General features: G+C 60.5%; 14 protein-coding genes. 10 read left to right on the top strand and 4 right to left on the bottom strand.

The annotated features are described in order from the left end of the window. Positions 1–227 precede the first annotated feature (227 nt). Positions 228–1,565 carry a murein DD-endopeptidase MepM gene (gene mepM / locus BN1120_RS04785; RefSeq protein WP_010672809.1) on the top strand — a complete coding sequence of 446 codons (1,338 nt, stop codon included), beginning with the start codon at positions 228–230 and terminating at the stop codon, positions 1,563–1,565. Between the two features lie 63 nt (positions 1,566–1,628). On the opposite strand, the gene BN1120_RS04780 is transcribed toward mepM, so the two are convergent. Continuing rightward, the gene (locus BN1120_RS04780; RefSeq protein ID WP_010672810.1) at positions 1,629–2,573 is read right to left on the bottom strand and encodes a D-2-hydroxyacid dehydrogenase; all 945 of its coding nucleotides are present in this window, start codon (positions 2,571–2,573) and stop codon (positions 1,629–1,631) included. A 161-nt stretch (positions 2,574–2,734) separates the two neighbouring features. Here BN1120_RS04780 and BN1120_RS04775 point away from each other — a divergent pair, with 161 nt between their 5' ends. Further along, the gene (locus BN1120_RS04775) at positions 2,735–3,316 is read left to right on the top strand and encodes a YjaG family protein (RefSeq protein ID WP_042014951.1); all 582 of its coding nucleotides are present in this window, start codon (positions 2,735–2,737) and stop codon (positions 3,314–3,316) included. 61 nt (positions 3,317–3,377) lie between these two features. Here BN1120_RS04775 and BN1120_RS04770 read toward each other — a convergent pair whose 3' ends face one another. Further along, a complete protein-coding gene (locus BN1120_RS04770; protein ID WP_010672813.1) occupies positions 3,378–3,857 on the bottom strand; it encodes a MarR family winged helix-turn-helix transcriptional regulator in 480 nt (159 codons plus the stop codon). 163 nt (positions 3,858–4,020) lie between these two features. On the opposite strand from BN1120_RS04770, the gene BN1120_RS04765 reads away from it, so the two are divergent. Beyond that, on the top strand, positions 4,021–4,548 hold the full coding sequence (locus tag BN1120_RS04765) for a hypothetical protein (RefSeq protein WP_010672814.1): 528 nt from the start codon (positions 4,021–4,023) through the stop codon (positions 4,546–4,548). Between the two features lie 9 nt (positions 4,549–4,557). Beyond that, the gene (locus BN1120_RS04760) at positions 4,558–6,156 is read left to right on the top strand and encodes a BCCT family transporter (protein ID WP_010672815.1); all 1,599 of its coding nucleotides are present in this window, start codon (positions 4,558–4,560) and stop codon (positions 6,154–6,156) included. A gap of 70 nt (positions 6,157–6,226) precedes the next feature. Here the strand turns inward: BN1120_RS04760 and mutS are convergent, their stop codons facing one another. Together mutS and BN1120_RS04750 are read right to left on the bottom strand one after the other, a co-directional pair. After that, the gene (gene mutS, locus BN1120_RS04755) at positions 6,227–8,797 is read right to left on the bottom strand and encodes a DNA mismatch repair protein MutS (RefSeq protein ID WP_042014950.1); all 2,571 of its coding nucleotides are present in this window, start codon (positions 8,795–8,797) and stop codon (positions 6,227–6,229) included. 263 nt (positions 8,798–9,060) lie between these two features. Next, positions 9,061–9,468: a Spy/CpxP family protein refolding chaperone gene (locus BN1120_RS04750; RefSeq protein ID WP_039040926.1), complete on the bottom strand. Its 408-nt coding sequence runs from the start codon at positions 9,466–9,468 to the stop codon at positions 9,061–9,063. 199 nt (positions 9,469–9,667) lie between these two features. Here BN1120_RS04750 and pncC point away from each other — a divergent pair, with 199 nt between their 5' ends. The 6 genes from pncC to csrA all read left to right on the top strand — a co-directional run bounded on the left by pncC (position 9,668) and on the right by csrA (position 16,295). After that, on the top strand, positions 9,668–10,159 hold the full coding sequence (gene pncC / locus BN1120_RS04745; RefSeq protein WP_042014980.1) for a nicotinamide-nucleotide amidase: 492 nt from the start codon (positions 9,668–9,670) through the stop codon (positions 10,157–10,159). 80 nt (positions 10,160–10,239) lie between these two features. Beyond that, positions 10,240–11,304, top strand: coding sequence for a recombinase RecA (gene recA, locus BN1120_RS04740; RefSeq protein WP_010672819.1), 1,065 nt, complete (start codon positions 10,240–10,242; stop codon positions 11,302–11,304). A 41-nt stretch (positions 11,305–11,345) separates the two neighbouring features. Beyond that, complete coding sequence (locus BN1120_RS04735; RefSeq protein ID WP_042014949.1) at positions 11,346–11,852, top strand: regulatory protein RecX; 507 nt, start codon at positions 11,346–11,348, stop codon at positions 11,850–11,852. Between the two features lie 272 nt (positions 11,853–12,124). Then, on the top strand, positions 12,125–14,749 hold the full coding sequence (gene alaS / locus BN1120_RS04730) for an alanine--tRNA ligase (protein WP_041212325.1): 2,625 nt from the start codon (positions 12,125–12,127) through the stop codon (positions 14,747–14,749). A gap of 16 nt (positions 14,750–14,765) precedes the next feature. Further along, positions 14,766–16,013: an aspartate kinase gene (locus BN1120_RS04725; protein ID WP_010672822.1), complete on the top strand. Its 1,248-nt coding sequence runs from the start codon at positions 14,766–14,768 to the stop codon at positions 16,011–16,013. Between the two features lie 93 nt (positions 16,014–16,106). Then, on the top strand, positions 16,107–16,295 hold the full coding sequence (gene csrA / locus BN1120_RS04720) for a carbon storage regulator CsrA (protein ID WP_005315760.1): 189 nt from the start codon (positions 16,107–16,109) through the stop codon (positions 16,293–16,295). The last annotated feature ends 199 nt before the right edge of the window (positions 16,296–16,494 follow it).

Below are 16,494 nucleotides of genomic sequence, written 5' to 3'. Positions count from 1 at the left end.
GAGCACCACAACCGGACTTGGTTCTTAAAAATAGAAAAAAATGGCTGAAAATGACGATCATTTCTGCCCATGCTGGAAGGTTATGCATAAAATGTGAGTTTCGTGCATGGAGCTATGAACTTTTTGTAAGTATTTAGGTCTAAAAGCCAGATATTCGGTTTTCATAATAAAAACTCATAAAAACAGACCCACAACCACCACCCTTAGATCTAATAACAGGATAGCGGATGAAACGTCTCCGTCCCTTGGTAGCTCAGGCTGCCAATTGGGAACCCCCGGTTCCCCGCAAGCATTTCTATGCCATGCTATTGCTCACGGCCATGACGCTGTCAGCAGTAGCCGTATTGCCAGCTCCCGGTGACATCCTGGAGCGGCCACTGCGTCTGGAGTTGCCGATCGCCACCACGGGCACCGCAACCAACGAAGACAACACCGACTTCAACGACATTCCGGATCACGAGCTGGTCGAGTCAGCTGCTCCCGAAGACGACATCCCGGCCGATGCCACGCCTCAATGGCAGGATTACCGGGTGCGCAACGGCGAGAATCTGACCACCATCTTCAACAACCTGGGGCTGTCCACCACCACCCTCTACAAGGTGCTGGATGCGGATGCCAAGAACAACCTGGCGCGTCTCAAACCCGGTCAGACCATCGAGTTGCTGATCGATCAGGACAACATTCTGCAGCAGCTGAAGATCCGCCTGAACATCAAGCAGACCCTGGTGCTGGAGCGTACCGACGACACCTATAGCGCCAACATGCTCAATGAAGAGGTGGAGTGGCAGCAGAAGAGCTATGACGGTGTCATCAACGGCAGCTTCTACGTCAGCGCCCGCAATGCCGGGATCCCGGCCAACCACATCCAGAAAATTGCCAACCTGTTCCAGTGGCGCCTCAACTTCGCCAAGGATTTGAAAAAGGGTGACAAGTTCAAGGTGCTGGTCCGCCAGGAGACGGTCGAGGGCAAGAGTACGGGCAATACCCAGTTGCTGGGGGTCGAGGTGTTCAGTCAAGGCAAGGCCGTGTCAGCCTGGTTGTCGGAAGATGGCAACTATTATGACGGTCAGGCAAACAGCCTGGAGCGCGGCTTCCGCCGTTATCCGACTCACAGCCGTTACCGGGTCAGCTCCAGTTTCAACCCGAATCGCCGTCATCCCATTACCGGGCAGGTCCGGCCCCATGAGGGGACCGACTTTGCCCTGCCAGTAGGCACGCCCATCATGGCGACCGGTGACGGTGTGGTCCTCAAGGCAACCAGCCACCCGCTGGCAGGCACCTATGTCGTGATCAAGCACGGTCGTACCCTGATGACCCGTTACCTGCACCTGAGCAAGCTGCTGGTGAAACCCGGGCAGAAGGTGAAAATGGGCGACAAGATAGCCCTCTCCGGCAACACGGGCCGTTCCACCGGTGCTCACCTGCACTACGAAGTACGCATCAACAACCGGCCGGTGGATCCCATGAAGATCAAGCTGCCGATGGCGGAGCCGCTCTCCGGCAAGGACAAGCGTCAGTTCCTCGCCAAGGTGAAGAGCTACCGCAAAGAGATGGAGGCGGGCTGAACGGCGCCCTCCTGACGAAAAAGGCCCCGCCAACTGGCGGGGCCTTTTCATTGCAGAACGGCTTCAATAACCCTTGTCAAAGTCGATCCGGCCGTCCAGCTGCTGACCATCGATGAAGCGGATGTAGTTGCGGATGAAGATCTGGGCCACATCTTCCGGGAAGCTGTAGGCGCTGTTGTGGGGCGTCACGATGAGATTGGGCTGGTGCCAGAGCGGGCTGTCAGCGGGCAGAGGTTCCTGCTCGAACACATCGAGCACCGCCATAGCGGGCTTGCCGGCTTGCAGTGCCGCCAGCAGCTCCCCCTCATGGACGGCATTGCCCCTGCCGACGTTGAAGAAGATGGCGCCCGGTTTGCAGTGGCTGAAGCGTTCGGCGGTGAAGAGATGGCGTGTCTCGCGGGTGGCGGGCAGCACGCTGACGATGACATCGGCCTGGGCCAGCATCTTGTTGAGTGCCGGCAACTGGTACACCTGATCGAACCCGGCACGCTCACGGCCACTGTGACTGATGCCGAGCACCCTCATGCCAAAATGCTTGCCGGTGTGGGCGATATGCTGCCCGATGCTGCCGGTGCCGAGCAGCAGCAGCGTCTTTCCCTTCAAGCCCTGATAGGGATGGCTCTGCCAGACGCCCTGTTGCTGCTGCTCGCGATAGAGTGGCAACTGGCGGGTCAGGCTGAGCAGATGGCCGAACACATACTCGCTCATCAAGGGGCCGAAGATGCCGCGGACATTGGTGAGCAGGTAGTCGCGGCGGCAACTGGCGTCCAGCAGCACGTCGACTCCGGCATAAGTCGACTGGAGCCAGCTTAGCTTGCCGGCCTTGGTCAGCAGCGGCTTGGCCCGGGCTGGCTCGGCCATCAGGATATGAGCGTCGCCGATAAGCTGTTCGGCCTCGGCCTGATTGTCGGCCCGAAGAATGTGCAGATGGGGAAGATGGGCCGCCTTGAGCAGGCGTTCATAGTGGCTGTTGTCCTGACTCAACAGCAGCAGGGTACGTTGGCTCATACTCTTGTTCCTTATCGTGTTTATGGCAAGGCGAGAGGGATGCTGTCTCCATCTTACCCCAGTTGATCGGGCAAGATAGTCGAGCAGGGCGCTTTTTCATTTTTAGACGGGGCCCTCGTGGGCTACAATCTGCCCCACATTTTGCAAAGGATCCGACTCCAGTGTTTGGTGACAAGTTTTATAAGCGACTGGCCGAGCTGCAGCCCTGGCAGCAAACCGTCTATACCCTGGCGCTGGCAGAGCGCATGTACCCCAACTATGTGCTCTTTACCCAGGCCTCCGGTTTCGGGGATGCGAGGGCATTCCGTCACGCGCTGGATCAGATGTGGAACTACCTGACGGTCAAGGGATCCCGCGTCAATCTTGGTGCCATTCTGGAAGCGTTTGAAGTCTACATTCCCGATCCCTGCAAGTTTGAATCCTACGGCGCCTATCCGGCACTGGACGCCTGCGTGGCGCTGGGTTGTGCCTACAACTCGGTGATCTGCCGGGTGGGGGAAGAGGCCAACGACGCCAGCCATGCGTCTGTCGGCACGGTCGCCGGCTTCATCGAGATGCTGGAAGAGCGGGATCTCAGCGATGATGAGCTCTATGAGCACGAGTACATGGAAGCGGAGCTGGAGTTCCAGGTCGAACTGCTCAAACGGGTGGCCCATGAACGGGACAGCGACCGCATCCTTGCCATCCGCGCCTTCGCGGCCCAGGACGGCGTCTCCAACATCGGCATCAGCCTGGAGGCGTAACGCCATCGCGTACTGCCCATAAAAAAAGCTCCCGGTCGGGAGCTTTTTTTATGGCTGCGGTTCAGGCCCGCTCTTCAGTCAGGGGGCTGACACTCAGCACGGGGGCGGCATCGATGCCGTCGGCATTCATCATGGCGGAGATGCGTTGCAGGGATGAGAGCAACAACCCCTGCTCCCAGTTCTCCAGTGCCTGAAAGCGTTGAATGAAACTCTCCTGCAAGGGGGTTGGAGCCTGGGCAAGCAGGGCGCGTCCCGCGTCAGTGAGCGTCGCATGCACCTTGCGTTTGTCGGTTTCGCTGCGAATGCGCTGCACCAGCTGGCGGCTCTCCAGCCGGTCCATGATGGTGGTGGCGGTGGCCTGGCTCATGTTGGTGTGATCCGCCAGCTGGCGCATGGAGATCTGGCCAAGCTCGTCGATCCCCTTGAGCAGCAGGAGCTGAGGCGAGGTCAGGCCGGCCTCCTTGATCAAGCGCTTGGAGTGCATGTCGATGGCACGGATGATCTGGCGCAGGGCGATCAGCACTTCATCATGTTTTTCCATGGGGTCTGGGTCATCGCAGGGCTGTGGAGAGGCGCGAAATTCTCCGCCTAATCCATAACAAGGTCAATATGGTTTTTGATGTAATGGTTTTAGCTCTAATGAATATTGTGTTAGGTTATCGGACAATTGCCCCATTCCAACCCGATATTTGAGGAGTGAAATCATGCATGACGACCTGGATATCAAGTCCCTGGTTGCCGACCTGCGTGTGGTCAGAGTTCGCTATGAACTGCCGGATACCGCAGCATTTGTGCGTTATCAACCTGCCTATGACGAGGACCCCAACAACCTCAAGGTACACCACTACGATGGTGAGCTGCCGCTCTCTTGCAGCAATACAGGTTCTTTCAGTCTAAAGGAGTTGGTCAATGAGTTGCGCTATGCCTATGTGCTGGTTCACCTCTTCCCCGACGAGAGTGCCATGAACTTCTATCTGGCGGGTCTGGACAATGGACTGGCACAGCTGGAGTTCATCGGTGGCTCCTATGACTTCAACCGCCTCTGGATCACCAGCGGTGTCTCCAATCTGGGGGTGCCGATGGCGATCTTCCTTGGCAAACGCCACGCAGTGAACGGCCAGCCGTCGGTGACCCTGGTGGATCACCGTGAGCAGGTGGCAGGTCGTCTGGCCTATCGCGCCATCGGCGGTGCCGGCGATCACGTGGGTGAAGACTTTTTCAACAACGACTAAGGAGGCCCGATGCGAGCAACCAAAGGGCTTTTGAAAGGCCTCAATCCCACCATGGCCATGACGGCCCTCACCGTCGTGACCCTCTTCCTGCTGTTCGGCGTCTTTGATCCGGATACCGCAGGCACCTGGTTTACCGGGGCCAAGGACACCATCATTGCTGGCTTCAAGTGGTATTACATCCTGGTGGTCGCCCTGTTCCTGTTCTTCGCCGTCTACTTGATGTTCAGCCGCTTTGGGAGCATCCGGCTGGGCGACGACGACCAGGTACCGGAGTTTGGCTACTTTGCCTGGTTCTCCATGCTGTTCAGCGCAGGCATGGGCATAGGCCTGGTGTTCTGGAGCATCGCCGAGCCCATGTATCACCTGCAGGGCAACCCCTTCATCACCGAAGGCATGACGCCGGAAGCGGCCCAGATCGCCATGCGCCTCACCTTCTTCCACTGGGGTCTGCACCCCTGGGCCATCTATGTGATCGTCGGCCTGTCGCTGGCCTTCTTCAGCTACCGGCGCAAGTTGCCGCTGGCCATCCGCTCCGTGCTCTATCCCATTCTTGGCGATCGCATCTACGGCTTCTGGGGCCATGCCGCCGACGTGCTGGCGGTGTTCGGTACCGTGTTCGGGGTGGCGACCTCCCTTGGGCTGGGAGTCTCCCAGATGAACACCGGCCTCAACCAGATGTTCGGCATGGGCGTGTCACAAGCGAACCAGCTCTGGCTCATCGGTGGCATCAGCCTGATTGCCACCCTGTCGGCCATCTCCGGTGTTGGGCGCGGGGTGAAGATTCTCTCCGAACTCAATATCTGGTTGAGCGTGTTCGTGCTGGGCCTCTTCCTGGTGCTGGGGCCGACCACCTACATCCTCAACGCCTATGTGCAGAACATCGGTGATTACCTGCAGAACATCGTCAAGCTGAGCTTCTGGACCAATACCGAAGCCAACGGTACCTCGGCCTGGCAGTCTAGCTGGACCGCGTTCTACTGGGGCTGGTGGATTGCGTGGGCCCCCTTTGTCGGCATGTTCATCGCGCGCATCTCCAAGGGCCGCACGATCCGTGAATTCGTGCTCGGTGTTCTGCTGGTGCCCTCCCTGCTCGGCATGCTCTGGCTCACCGTGTTCGGCGGGACTGCCATGAACCTGGAGCTGTTCGGTGGCGGCGGCGTAGTGGAAGCGGTCAATCAGGATGTCACCATGGCGCTCTACAAGACGGTGGAACTGCTGCACTGGGAGACCTTCGGCTGGATTGCCAAGGGGGTGCTGACCCTGCTTATCTGCACCTACTTCATCACCTCCAGCGACTCGGGCACGCTCGTGATTACGACGCTGCTCTCCATCGGCGATCAGGATCCCCCCGTGCTGCACCGCGCCATCTGGGGGCTGGGGCAGGGGCTGGTCGCGGCCATTCTGCTGGTCTCCGGCGGACTTGCCGCCCTGCAGGCCGCCAGCATCATCGCCGCGCTGCCCTTCTCGGTCATCATGCTGGCCATGTGCTACTCCCTGATGCAGGGGCTCAAACAGGAGAGCCAGCACCAGTTCGAATACAGGCAGAAGCTCAAGCGCCATCCGGGGTCGGTCAATCTGAGCCTGATGGATCGCATCGGTCCGGGCTGATGACAGGTTCGGTCAAACGAAAGGGGAACCTCGCGGTTCCCCTTTTTCATGCCTGTTCGGCGGTCGGTAGCTACAGCATCTGCTTGAGTCGATAGAGCAGGTCAAGGGCCTGGCGCGGGGTCAGCTCGTCCGGGCGTACTGCTGCCAGCTCCTCCACCACAGGATGGGGTTGCGGGGCGAGAGTGACCGGAGCCGGACGGCTTTCGCCGGCGGCCACCGGAGTGGCACTCTCCAGCTCATGCAGTTTGTGGCGGGCCTGGTGGATCACCGATTTCGGCACCCCGGCCAGCGCCGCTACCTGCAGGCCGTAGGAGCGGCTGGCCGCACCTTCCTGCACCGCGTGCATGAAGGCGATGGTGTCGCCGTGCTCCACCGCATCCAGGTGGACGTTGGCCAGCCCGCTCATCAGCTCGGGCAGGCGGGTCAGCTCGAAGTAGTGAGTGGCGAACAGGGTGTAGGCGCCAATCTTGCTTGCCAGCTGCTCGGCGCAGGCCCAGGCCAGCGAGAGGCCGTCGTAGGTGCTGGTGCCGCGGCCAATTTCGTCCATCAGCACCAGACTGCGGGCGGTGGCGTTGTTGAGGATATTGGCGGTTTCGGTCATCTCCACCATAAAGGTGGAGCGGCCGGAGGCGAGATCATCCGACGCCCCGATACGGGTGAAGATGCGGTCGATGGGGCCGATGCGGGCGCTGTCGGCGGGCACGAAGGCACCGATATGGGCCAGCAGCACGATGAGCGCAGTCTGGCGCATGTAGGTGGATTTACCGCCCATGTTGGGGCCTGTGATGATCAACATCCGCCGCTCCCGCTCCAGCCGTATCGGGTTGGCGATAAAGGGGTCGGTCATCACCTGCTCCACCACCGGATGGCGGCCCGCCTCGATGAGGATCTGATCCTCGTTGATGAGGGTGGGGCAGCGATAGTCGAGGGTCTCTGCCCGCTCGGCCAGGTTGGCCAGCACGTCCAGCTCCGCCAGTGCGGCAGCAGACTCCTGCAGATCGCCGAGGTGGGGCAGCAGGGCGTCGAGCAGCTCTTCGTAGAGACGTTTTTCCAGCGCCAGCGCCTGGGCCTGGGCGGTGAGCACCTTGTCCTCGTACTTCTTCAGCTCATCGATGATGTAGCGCTCGTTGTTTTTCAGCGTCTGGCGGCGGATGTAGTGGGCCGGCACCAGGTGGCTGTTGGCGCGGCTCACCTCGATATAGAAGCCGTGCACCTTGTTGTAGCCCACCTTGAGGGTGTTGATGCCGGTGAGCGCCTTCTCCCGCTCCTCAATGCGGGCCAGGCTGGCGGTGGCGCCATTGGCCAGATCCCGCAGCTCGTCCAGCTCCTGATTGAACCCTTCACGGATGACGCCGCCATCGCGGATGAGCACCGGCGGCACCTCCATCACGGCACGCTCCAGCAGGTCGAACAGCTCGGGGAAGGTGCTCGCCCGCTCGCGCAGCTGCTGCACCGCCTCGTGCTCGCTTTCCGCCAGCAGACGCTGCAACTCGGGCAGCTGAGCAAAAGCCTGCCGCAATCGGGTCAGATCGCGCGGGCGGGCCGAGCGCAGGGCGAGGCGGGCCAGCACCCGCTCCACGTCGCCGACCTGGCGCAGCAATCCGCCCAGCTCGTCGTAAAGGTTCTGCTCGATGAGCTCCTTGATGGTGCTCTGGCGACCTTTGAGGATCACCCGATCGCGGATCGGCTGGTGGATCCAGCGCTTGAGCAGGCGGCTGCCCATCGGCGTGGCGGTGCAATCGAGCACGGCGGAGAGGGTATTGTCGTGACCGCCGGCCAGATTCTGGGTCAGCTCCAGATTGCGGCGGGTGGCGGCATCCATGATGACCGCATGGTCGGGCTGCTCCAGGCGCACGCTGCGAATGTGGGGCAGGGCGGTGCGCTGGGTGTCTTTCACGTACTGCATCAGGCAGCCGGCGGCGCACAGGGCGGTCTCGCTCTGCTCGACCCCAAAGCCCACCAGATCCTGGGTGCCGAACTGCTGGCACAAGAGCTTGCGGGCGGTGCCGAGCTCGAACTCCCACTCCGGGCGGCGGCGCAGACCGCGGCGACCCTCGACATGGTGCAGGAAGGCGAACGATTCGGGGTAGAGCAGCTCCGCCGGATTGGTGCGTTGCAGCTCCGCCAGCAGGGTCTCTTCTTTCTCGAACTGGTTGATGAAGAAGCGTCCGGAGCCGATGTCCATGGTGCCGTAACCGAAGCGGCGGCCATCGTGGTAGACGGCGGCGATCAGGTTGTCCTGCCGCTCGCTGAGCAGCGCCTCGTCGGAGACGGTACCCGGGGTGATGATGCGAATGACCTTGCGTTCCACCGGCCCCTTGCTGGTGGCGGGATCCCCCACCTGCTCGCAGATGGCGGCCGATTCGCCGAGCTGTACCAGCTTGGCGAGATACCCCTCGATGGCGTGATAGGGCACCCCGGCCATCGGGATGGGACTGCCGGCCGACTGGCCGCGCTTGGTCAGGGAGATGTCGAGCAGCTGGGAGGCCTTGCGGGCGTCGTCGTAGAAGAGCTCGTAGAAGTCACCCATGCGATAGAACAGCAGGATCTCCGGGTTCTCGGCCTTGAGAGTCAGATACTGCTGCATCATGGGGGTGTGGGCGCTCAAGTTGGCGCCTGGCGCTTGGTATTGTGCTGTCATGTGCTATTCCAGAAGGTGCTCTTGCGGGCAAACGTCTGCCGTCATGGGTCTGAATCTGGGGGCCATTCTACATGCTCGAGGCAAGATGGTGAGGAGGAATCTCCGTCTTGGGGGCAAAGCCGGCATCCCGTCGCGGATCTGTGCATCCGGATCATGCTGACCAGAGTGGCCTGGGGGGAGCCTGGCCCAGAAGAGGCATGGGGGAGGAGAAATAGCATCCCCGCACGGATGCGGGGATGGGAGAGACGGGGAGAGTGTCGCCCTCAGTACATGGCTTCGTCGCCGCTCAGCATCTCGTGCAGTTTGGCTTTCTGCTCGGGTGTCAGCACCCGGCTCACCTCGAAGAGGTAGTGGGCGCGATGGTAGCGGGCCTCGGCCTGTACGTCGCTGATGGTCTGCAACTGCTTTCTCGCCGCCACTTCATCCCATTTGCCGGACTTGATCATGTTGACGATGACGTCCTGGCCGATTGCGTCGAGCTTGATTGAGCCCAGCTCCCTGGTGGCCTGCTCGCGCAGCCCCTTGATCTGCTCCACCTGGGCGCTGGAGAGGTTCAGCTCCTGGGCCAGGGAGGTCTCGCTCTGCAGCTCGGCGGTGCCCTCGGTGGCAAAGGCATGGGTGGCGATACACATTGCGAGGGCTGTCATGGCGACGTTGAACGGATGCTTCATCCGGCTTTCTCCTTGGTCTGATGGGATGGAAACCGCATGCATGGCGGTGTTGGAACATGATAACGAGCAGCCATGTACTGGAGCTTAAGCGACGACAACTTGCTGACGCAGTGGCCCCGGGGTCGGTTGCCCGAGGAGCGGGGCAACTGCATAATGAGCGCCATATTTCGCCTGGAAGAGGCCGCAAGAGGACGCGATGATGGGACTTGAAGCAGAGATCTCCCGCTTATCCCGGGAACTGGGCGAGGCACTGCTGGTCAGAGGCTGGCTTGCCGCCACGGCGGAATCCTGCACCGGCGGCGGGGTTGCCACTGCCATCACGGATACTGCCGGCAGCTCGGCCTGGTTCGATCGCGGTTTCGTGACCTACACCAACGAAGCCAAACAGCAGATGCTCGGTGTCAGCATCGACAGCCTGTTGCGCCACGGCGCCGTCAGCGAACCCGTGGTGCTGGAGATGACCCGGGGCTGCCTGGCTCGCTCCGATGCGGGTATCTGCGTGGCCATCAGCGGTATCGCCGGGCCTGGTGGTGGCAGCGAGGAGAAACCGGTCGGCACTGTCTGGTTTGCCTGGGCAGATCGTACCGGTCGTCACCACTCCCTGCTTGCCCGTTTCGATGGGGATCGCCATCAGGTGCGCCAGCAGGCGGTCAGACAGGCCTTGTCCGGACTCCTGGCACTGCTCAAATAAATTGGGCTTGATACTGTATGCATAAACAGTATACTTAGCCCAACTTCACTTCTTACTCACGATTCCCAGCGGAGATTGGCATGGATCAGAACAAACAGAAGGCACTGGCGGCTGCGCTGGGCCAGATCGAAAAGCAGTTTGGCAAAGGCTCCATCATGCGTCTGGGCGACAGCAAGACCATGGATATCGAAGCCATCTCCACCGGCTCTCTCTCTCTGGACGTGGCGCTGGGGATCGGTGGTCTGCCGTGCGGTCGTATCGTCGAGATCTACGGTCCGGAATCCTCCGGTAAAACTACGCTGACCCTGCAGGTGATCGCCGAAGCCCAGAAGAAGGGCAAAACCTGTGCCTTCGTCGATGCGGAGCACGCACTGGATCCTATCTATGCCGCCAAGCTGGGCGTCAACGTCGACGACCTGCTCATCTCCCAGCCGGATACCGGTGAACAGGCACTGGAGATTTGCGACATGCTGGTGCGCTCCAATGCCGTCGACGTCATCATCGTCGACTCCGTGGCGGCCCTGACCCCGAAAGCGGAAATCGAAGGCGAAATGGGTGACTCCCACGTCGGCCTGCAGGCCCGACTGATGTCCCAGGCGCTGCGTAAATTGACCGCCAACATCAAGAACGCCAACTGCCTGTGCATCTTCATCAACCAGATCCGGATGAAGATTGGCGTCATGTTCGGCAGCCCGGAGACCACCACCGGTGGTAACGCTCTGAAGTTTTACGCCTCCGTGCGCCTTGACATCCGTCGTACCGGCGCCATCAAGGAAGGGGACGAGGTGGTCGGCAACGAAACCCGCGTCAAGGTCGTCAAGAACAAGGTGGCGCCACCCTTCAAGCAGGCTGAGTTCCAGATCTTCTATGGTGCCGGTATCTCCAAGGAGGGCGAGCTGGTGGATCTCGGCGTCAAGCACAAGCTGATCGACAAGGCGGGCGCCTGGTACAGCTACAACGGCGAGAAGATCGGCCAGGGCAAAGCCAACGTGATGAAGCTCTTCTCCGAAAACAAGGCACTGGCTGCCGAGGTGGAAGTGAAGCTGCGCGAGCTGCTGCTCTCCGGCGCCGCGCCGGTGGAAGAGAAGGCCACGGCTGCCGAATACGACGAGTTTGAAGCCGAAAACGAACAAGAGTTCGAATAAGGAATGAGGAAAGGCCGGGTTGATACCCGGCCTTGTTGTTTATGGCGGATGAATCTGTGAACGAAACGGGCGAGCCCGTCGAATTGACCTTTGAAGAGCAGCTGGCGGCCGCCCGTGCCTACGCCATGCGCAGTCTGGCCCGTCGCGAGAGTGCCGAGTCGGAGCTGGCCAGACGCCTGCGTCAGAAGGGATTCGAGGAGGAGGTGGTCGCCGTTGTACTCGACCATTGCCGTGGCTATGGCTGGGTCAATGACGATCGTTACGGTGCCATGGCGGTGCGGGTTGGTGCGGCCAAAGGCCATGGTCCGCTCAGGATCCGCTTCGATCTGCGCCGCAAGGGGCTGGATGACACCCAGATCGAGGCTGCCCTGGATCAACCCGAGCTCGACTGGTTCGAACTGGCGCTTGCGTTGTTGTCGCGTCGGGCAAAGGCGACCGACCTTGCCGACTTCAAACTGCGCATGAAGTGGCTCAAATATCTGATGGGGCGTGGTTTTACCCAGGAACAAGCCCGTTACGCCCTCTCAGCCATGCAAGGTGAGCAATAGTGGCGCGCCAAGGTTGAACACCTATAGCAACTGGTGTGCGGTGCGGCTGGTGGGGAATATCAGCCCTTCGCCGAGTCTGTCGATGGCGGCCCTGTGGTCGAGCGAGGCATCCCGAAGCCCCCCTGTTGTGACGTCCTTGCGGGTGCTGCTGCCAAACGCTGGCCCCTTGGGGGCTATTTCACCCGCCAAGGGTCCCCACGTTTTACTTTACCCTGCAGAAAACTTACATTAATGCGGTTAAAAGTCCGTATTCGAATCAAGCAGGATTTTCCATGTACATGTCCACGTCAGAGATTCGCGCTGCGTTTCTCGAGTATTTCCGCACCCAGGGACACCAGGTTGTCTCTTCCAGCTCGCTGGTACCGCACAACGATCCGACCCTGCTGTTCACCAACGCAGGGATGAACCAGTTCAAGGACGTGTTCCTTGGCGCCGACAAGCGTGCCTATCATCGTGCCACCACGGCCCAGCGTTGCGTGCGGGCTGGCGGCAAGCACAATGACCTGGAAAACGTCGGCTATACCGCCCGTCACCACACCTTCTTCGAGATGCTGGGCAACTTCAGCTTCGGTGACTACTTCAAACAGGACGCCATCCGGTTTGCATGGGAATTCCTGACCGGTACCCTCAAGCTGCCCAAAGAGCGCCTGCTGGTGACCGTCTACGCGACTGACGACGAAGCCTTCGACATCTGGGAAAAAGAGGTCGGCGTGCCGGCCGATCGCATCGTGCGCATCGGTGACAACAAGGGTGCTCCTTATGCATCCGACAACTTCTGGGCTATGGGCGATACCGGCCCATGCGGTCCCTGCACCGAGATCTTCTACGACCACGGCGATCACATCTGGGGTGGCCCTCCCGGTTCACCGGAAGAGGATGGCGACCGCTTCATCGAGATCTGGAACGTGGTCTTCATGCAGTTCAACCGTCAGGCTGACGGCACCATGGAGCCGCTGCCCCGTCCGTCCGTGGATACCGGCATGGGTCTGGAGCGTATCTCCGCCATCATGCAGGGGGTGCACTCCAACTATGAGATCGACATCTTCCAGGCGTTGATCAAGAAGGCGGCCGAGATTGTCGGCACCACGGATCTGAGCAACCAGTCCCTGCGCGTCATCGCGGACCACATCCGTTCCTGCGCCTTCCTGGTGGCTGACGGTGTCATGCCCTCCAATGAAGGTCGCGGCTACGTGCTGCGCCGCATCATCCGCCGCGCCGTGCGTCACGGCCGCAAGCTGGGTGCTACCGACGTCTTCTTCTACAAGCTGGCTGCCGAGCTGGCCGTGCAGATGAAGGATGTGGCGGCGGAACTGATCGCCCAGCTGCCGCTGGTCGAGCGAGTGTTGCGTATCGAGGAGGAGCAGTTCGTCCGCACGCTGGACAGAGGTCTGCTGCTGCTGGAAGACGCCCTGGCCAACCTCGGTGATGCCAAGGTGATCCCGGGTGAAGTGGTGTTCAAGCTCTATGACACATACGGCTTCCCGGCCGACCTGACCGCCGACGTGGTGCGCGAGCGCGAGATCGGCATCGACGAAGAGGGCTTCAAGGCCGAGATGGAGAAGCAGCGCGCCCGCGCGAAAGAGGCTTCCAGTTTCGGCGTGAACTACAACGACGTGCTGAAGCTCGATTTCGAGACTCCCTTTACCGGTTACAAGCAGCTGAGCCAGAACACCCAGGTGGTCGGTATCTACAAGGATGGTGTCGAGGTCAATGGCCTCATCGCCGGGGAAGAGGCAGTAATCGTGCTGGCGGAAACCCCCTTCTATGCGGAGTCCGGCGGTCAGGTGGGTGACAGTGGCATCCTCAAGGTGGATGACGGCATCTTCGCCGTCACCGACACCCAGAAAGCGGGCAAGGCGATCATCCACAAGGGCTATCTGGAACTGGGTACCCTGGAGAAGGGAGCCGAGGTCGAGGCCGTGGTCGATGGCGACCGTCGTCAGGCCATCGCCCTTAACCACTCCGTGACTCACCTGCTGCACGCGGCCTTGCGCCAGGCGCTGGGTGAGCACGTGACCCAGAAAGGATCCCTGGTGGGCGCCGAGCGCATGCGCTTCGACTTCTCCCACTTCGAAGGGCTGACCATGGCGACCATTCGCCGGATCGAGGAGCTCGTCAACGCCCAGATCCGTGCCAACCACGAGGTGGCCACCCAGCTGATGGGGCTGGAAGAGGCCAAGTCAGCCGGTGCTATGGCGCTGTTTGGCGAGAAATATGAAGACGATGTGCGTGTGGTACGCATGGGCGACTACTCCACCGAGCTGTGCGGCGGTACTCACGCCAAGCGCACCGGTGACATCGGCTTCTTCAAGATCATCGCCGAGAGCGGCATCGCGGCTGGCGTGCGTCGTATCGAAGCGGTCACCGGCAAGAGCGCCATCGATCTGATGCACCAGCTGGGTGAACAGATCGAAGAGGCCGCCGCGTTGGTGAAGGGCGATCAGTTCTCCATCGCCGACAAGGTGCGCCAGGTACTGGACAAGGCCAAGATGATGGAGCGCGAGCTGGAACAGCTCAAGGCCAAGCTGGCGGCGCAGGCGGGTAACGACCTGCTGAGTCAGGTCATCGACATCAATGGCCAGAAGGTGCTGGTTGCCGCCCTGGAAGGGGTCGACCCCAAATCCCTGCGCGGCATGCTGGACGAGCTGAAGAACCAGATGAAATCCGGTGTCGTGCTGCTGGCAACCAGCAGTGATGGCAAGGTCAACCTGATCGCGGGCGTGACCAATGATCTGACCGGCAAGGTCAAAGCTGGTGAGCTGGTCAATCTGGTGGCCCAGCAGGTGGGTGGCAAGGGCGGTGGTCGTCCCGACATGGCCCAGGCGGGTGGTACCCAGCCTGAGGCGGTGCCGGCGGCGCTGCAATCCGTTCACTCCTGGCTGGAAGAGCGCCTGTAAGCGGGCGAGGTGATCTGTGGCACTCTATGTACAGAAGTACGGTGGCACCTCGGTCGGCACGCTGGAGCGGATCGAGGCAGTTGCTGAGCGGGTTCAGCTGACCCGTGCCCAGGGACATGACGTGGTGGTGGTGGTCTCCGCCATGTCGGGCGAAACCAACCGGTTGCTGGGCATGGCCCAGCAGCTGGACCAGGATGCCAACCGGCGCGAGATGGATGTGCTGATCTCCACCGGTGAGCAGGTCACCATTGCGCTGCTGGCGATTGCGCTCAACAAGCGCGGTTGCCCTGCAGTCTCGATGACCGGTGATCAGGTCCGCATCCACACCGACTCCGCCTATGGCAAGGCGCGCATCACCCGTATCGACACCGAGCAGGTGGAAGCCGCACTCGGTGCCGGCAAGGTGGTGGTGATCGCCGGTTTCCAGGGGCGCGATGAGCACAATGCCATCACGACACTGGGCCGAGGGGGTTCGGATACCACTGCGGTGGCCGTGGCTGCGGCCATCAAGGCCGATGAGTGCCAGATCTTTACCGATGTGGACGGGGTGTATACCACGGATCCGCGCATCGAGCCCAAGGCGCGTCGCCTCGATACCATCACCTTCGAGGAGATGCTCGAGATGGCGAGTCTCGGAGCCAAGGTGTTGCAGATCCGTTCGGTCGAGTTCGCGGGCAAGTACCGCGTGCCGCTAAGGGTGCTGTCGAGTTTTGTCGACGGAGAGGGAACCTTAATCACATATGGAGGTGAGAGGATGGAAGCACCCCTGGTATCCGGCATTGCGTTCAATCGCAACGAGGCCAGCCTGACCATTCTGGGTGTGCCGGACAGGCCGACCGTGGCCGCGCAGATCCTGAATCCGATCAGCGACGCCAACATAGATGTCGACATGATAGTGCAGAACACCATGGGGGATGGTACCGCCGACTTCACCTTCACGGTGAATCGCGATGATTATCGCCGGGCCCGCGCCTTGCTGGAGGAGACCGCCAGCGAGCTGGGGGCCGCCTGCGTGCAGGGCAACGGAGAGATCGCCAAGGTCTCCATCGTCGGGGTCGGCATGTGGAATCATCCTGGTGTAGCGCGCACCATGTTCAAGGTATTGGGTGAGGAAGGGATCAACATGCAGCTGATCTCCACCTCTGAAATCAAGATATCCGTGGTGATTGACGAGAAGTACCTGGAGCTGGCCGTGCGTTCGTTGCACTCGGCGTTCGGGTTGGATCAAGAGCCTCATGAGCAGCCCTTGGGAAACAATCCCTGATTGATTTAGTTTCAACCATTTACCATATCGGTATCTTTGTAAGATAATGGCGCATATCGATATAAATACAAAACAGGATACAGGAGCAAGCGAATGCTTATTTTGACTCGTCGTGTAGGGGAAACCCTGATGATTGGTGACGAAGTAACCGTTACCGTACTGGGCGTAAAAGGGAACCAGGTTCGTATCGGTGTGAATGCACCGAAAGAGGTTTCCGTACACCGCGAAGAGATCTACATGCGGATACAGGCCGAGAAAGTCCCGGGCCAACCGAATTTCTAAGCCATTTCATGGCTGCCTGAAGGCGACATCCTGGATGTCGCCTTTTGTTTTTCAGGGGCCTGCAAATCGGCCTGCAGAGCGCGAAACTACTGGGTAAGTGTCGATATTGCTTGAATATTCCACTCTTTGGCCAAATGCTGAGCGAACGCTCTGTTTTCTCCAAAAAAGTGTTTGACTAAAAATCCCTGTGAAGTATTAT

Source organism: Aeromonas caviae (genome assembly GCF_000819785.1).
Taxonomy (GTDB): Bacteria; Pseudomonadota; Gammaproteobacteria; order Enterobacterales; family Aeromonadaceae; genus Aeromonas; species Aeromonas caviae.
This window is presented reverse-complemented; position numbering and strand designations above follow the sequence as displayed.

What these genes read in the sequence shown, in the direction of transcription:
- BN1120_RS04765 (WP_010672814.1), top strand. Translation starts at nt 4,021, where the DNA reads ATGCATGACGACCTGGATATCAAGTCCCTGGTTGCCGACCTGCGTGTG.
- alaS (WP_041212325.1), top strand. Translation starts at nt 12,125, where the DNA reads ATGTACATGTCCACGTCAGAGATTCGCGCTGCGTTTCTCGAGTATTTC.
- recA (WP_010672819.1), top strand. Translation starts at nt 10,240, where the DNA reads ATGGATCAGAACAAACAGAAGGCACTGGCGGCTGCGCTGGGCCAGATC.
- BN1120_RS04770 (WP_010672813.1), bottom strand. Translation starts at nt 3,857, where the DNA reads ATGGAAAAACATGATGAAGTGCTGATCGCCCTGCGCCAGATCATCCGT.
- BN1120_RS04750 (WP_039040926.1), bottom strand. Translation starts at nt 9,468, where the DNA reads ATGAAGCATCCGTTCAACGTCGCCATGACAGCCCTCGCAATGTGTATC.
- mepM (WP_010672809.1), top strand. Translation starts at nt 228, where the DNA reads ATGAAACGTCTCCGTCCCTTGGTAGCTCAGGCTGCCAATTGGGAACCC.
- BN1120_RS04760 (WP_010672815.1), top strand. Translation starts at nt 4,558, where the DNA reads ATGCGAGCAACCAAAGGGCTTTTGAAAGGCCTCAATCCCACCATGGCC.
- BN1120_RS04780 (WP_010672810.1), bottom strand. Translation starts at nt 2,573, where the DNA reads ATGAGCCAACGTACCCTGCTGCTGTTGAGTCAGGACAACAGCCACTAT.
- csrA (WP_005315760.1), top strand. Translation starts at nt 16,107, where the DNA reads ATGCTTATTTTGACTCGTCGTGTAGGGGAAACCCTGATGATTGGTGAC.
- BN1120_RS04735 (WP_042014949.1), top strand. Translation starts at nt 11,346, where the DNA reads ATGGCGGATGAATCTGTGAACGAAACGGGCGAGCCCGTCGAATTGACC.
- pncC (WP_042014980.1), top strand. Translation starts at nt 9,668, where the DNA reads ATGGGACTTGAAGCAGAGATCTCCCGCTTATCCCGGGAACTGGGCGAG.
- mutS (WP_042014950.1), bottom strand. Translation starts at nt 8,797, where the DNA reads ATGACAGCACAATACCAAGCGCCAGGCGCCAACTTGAGCGCCCACACC.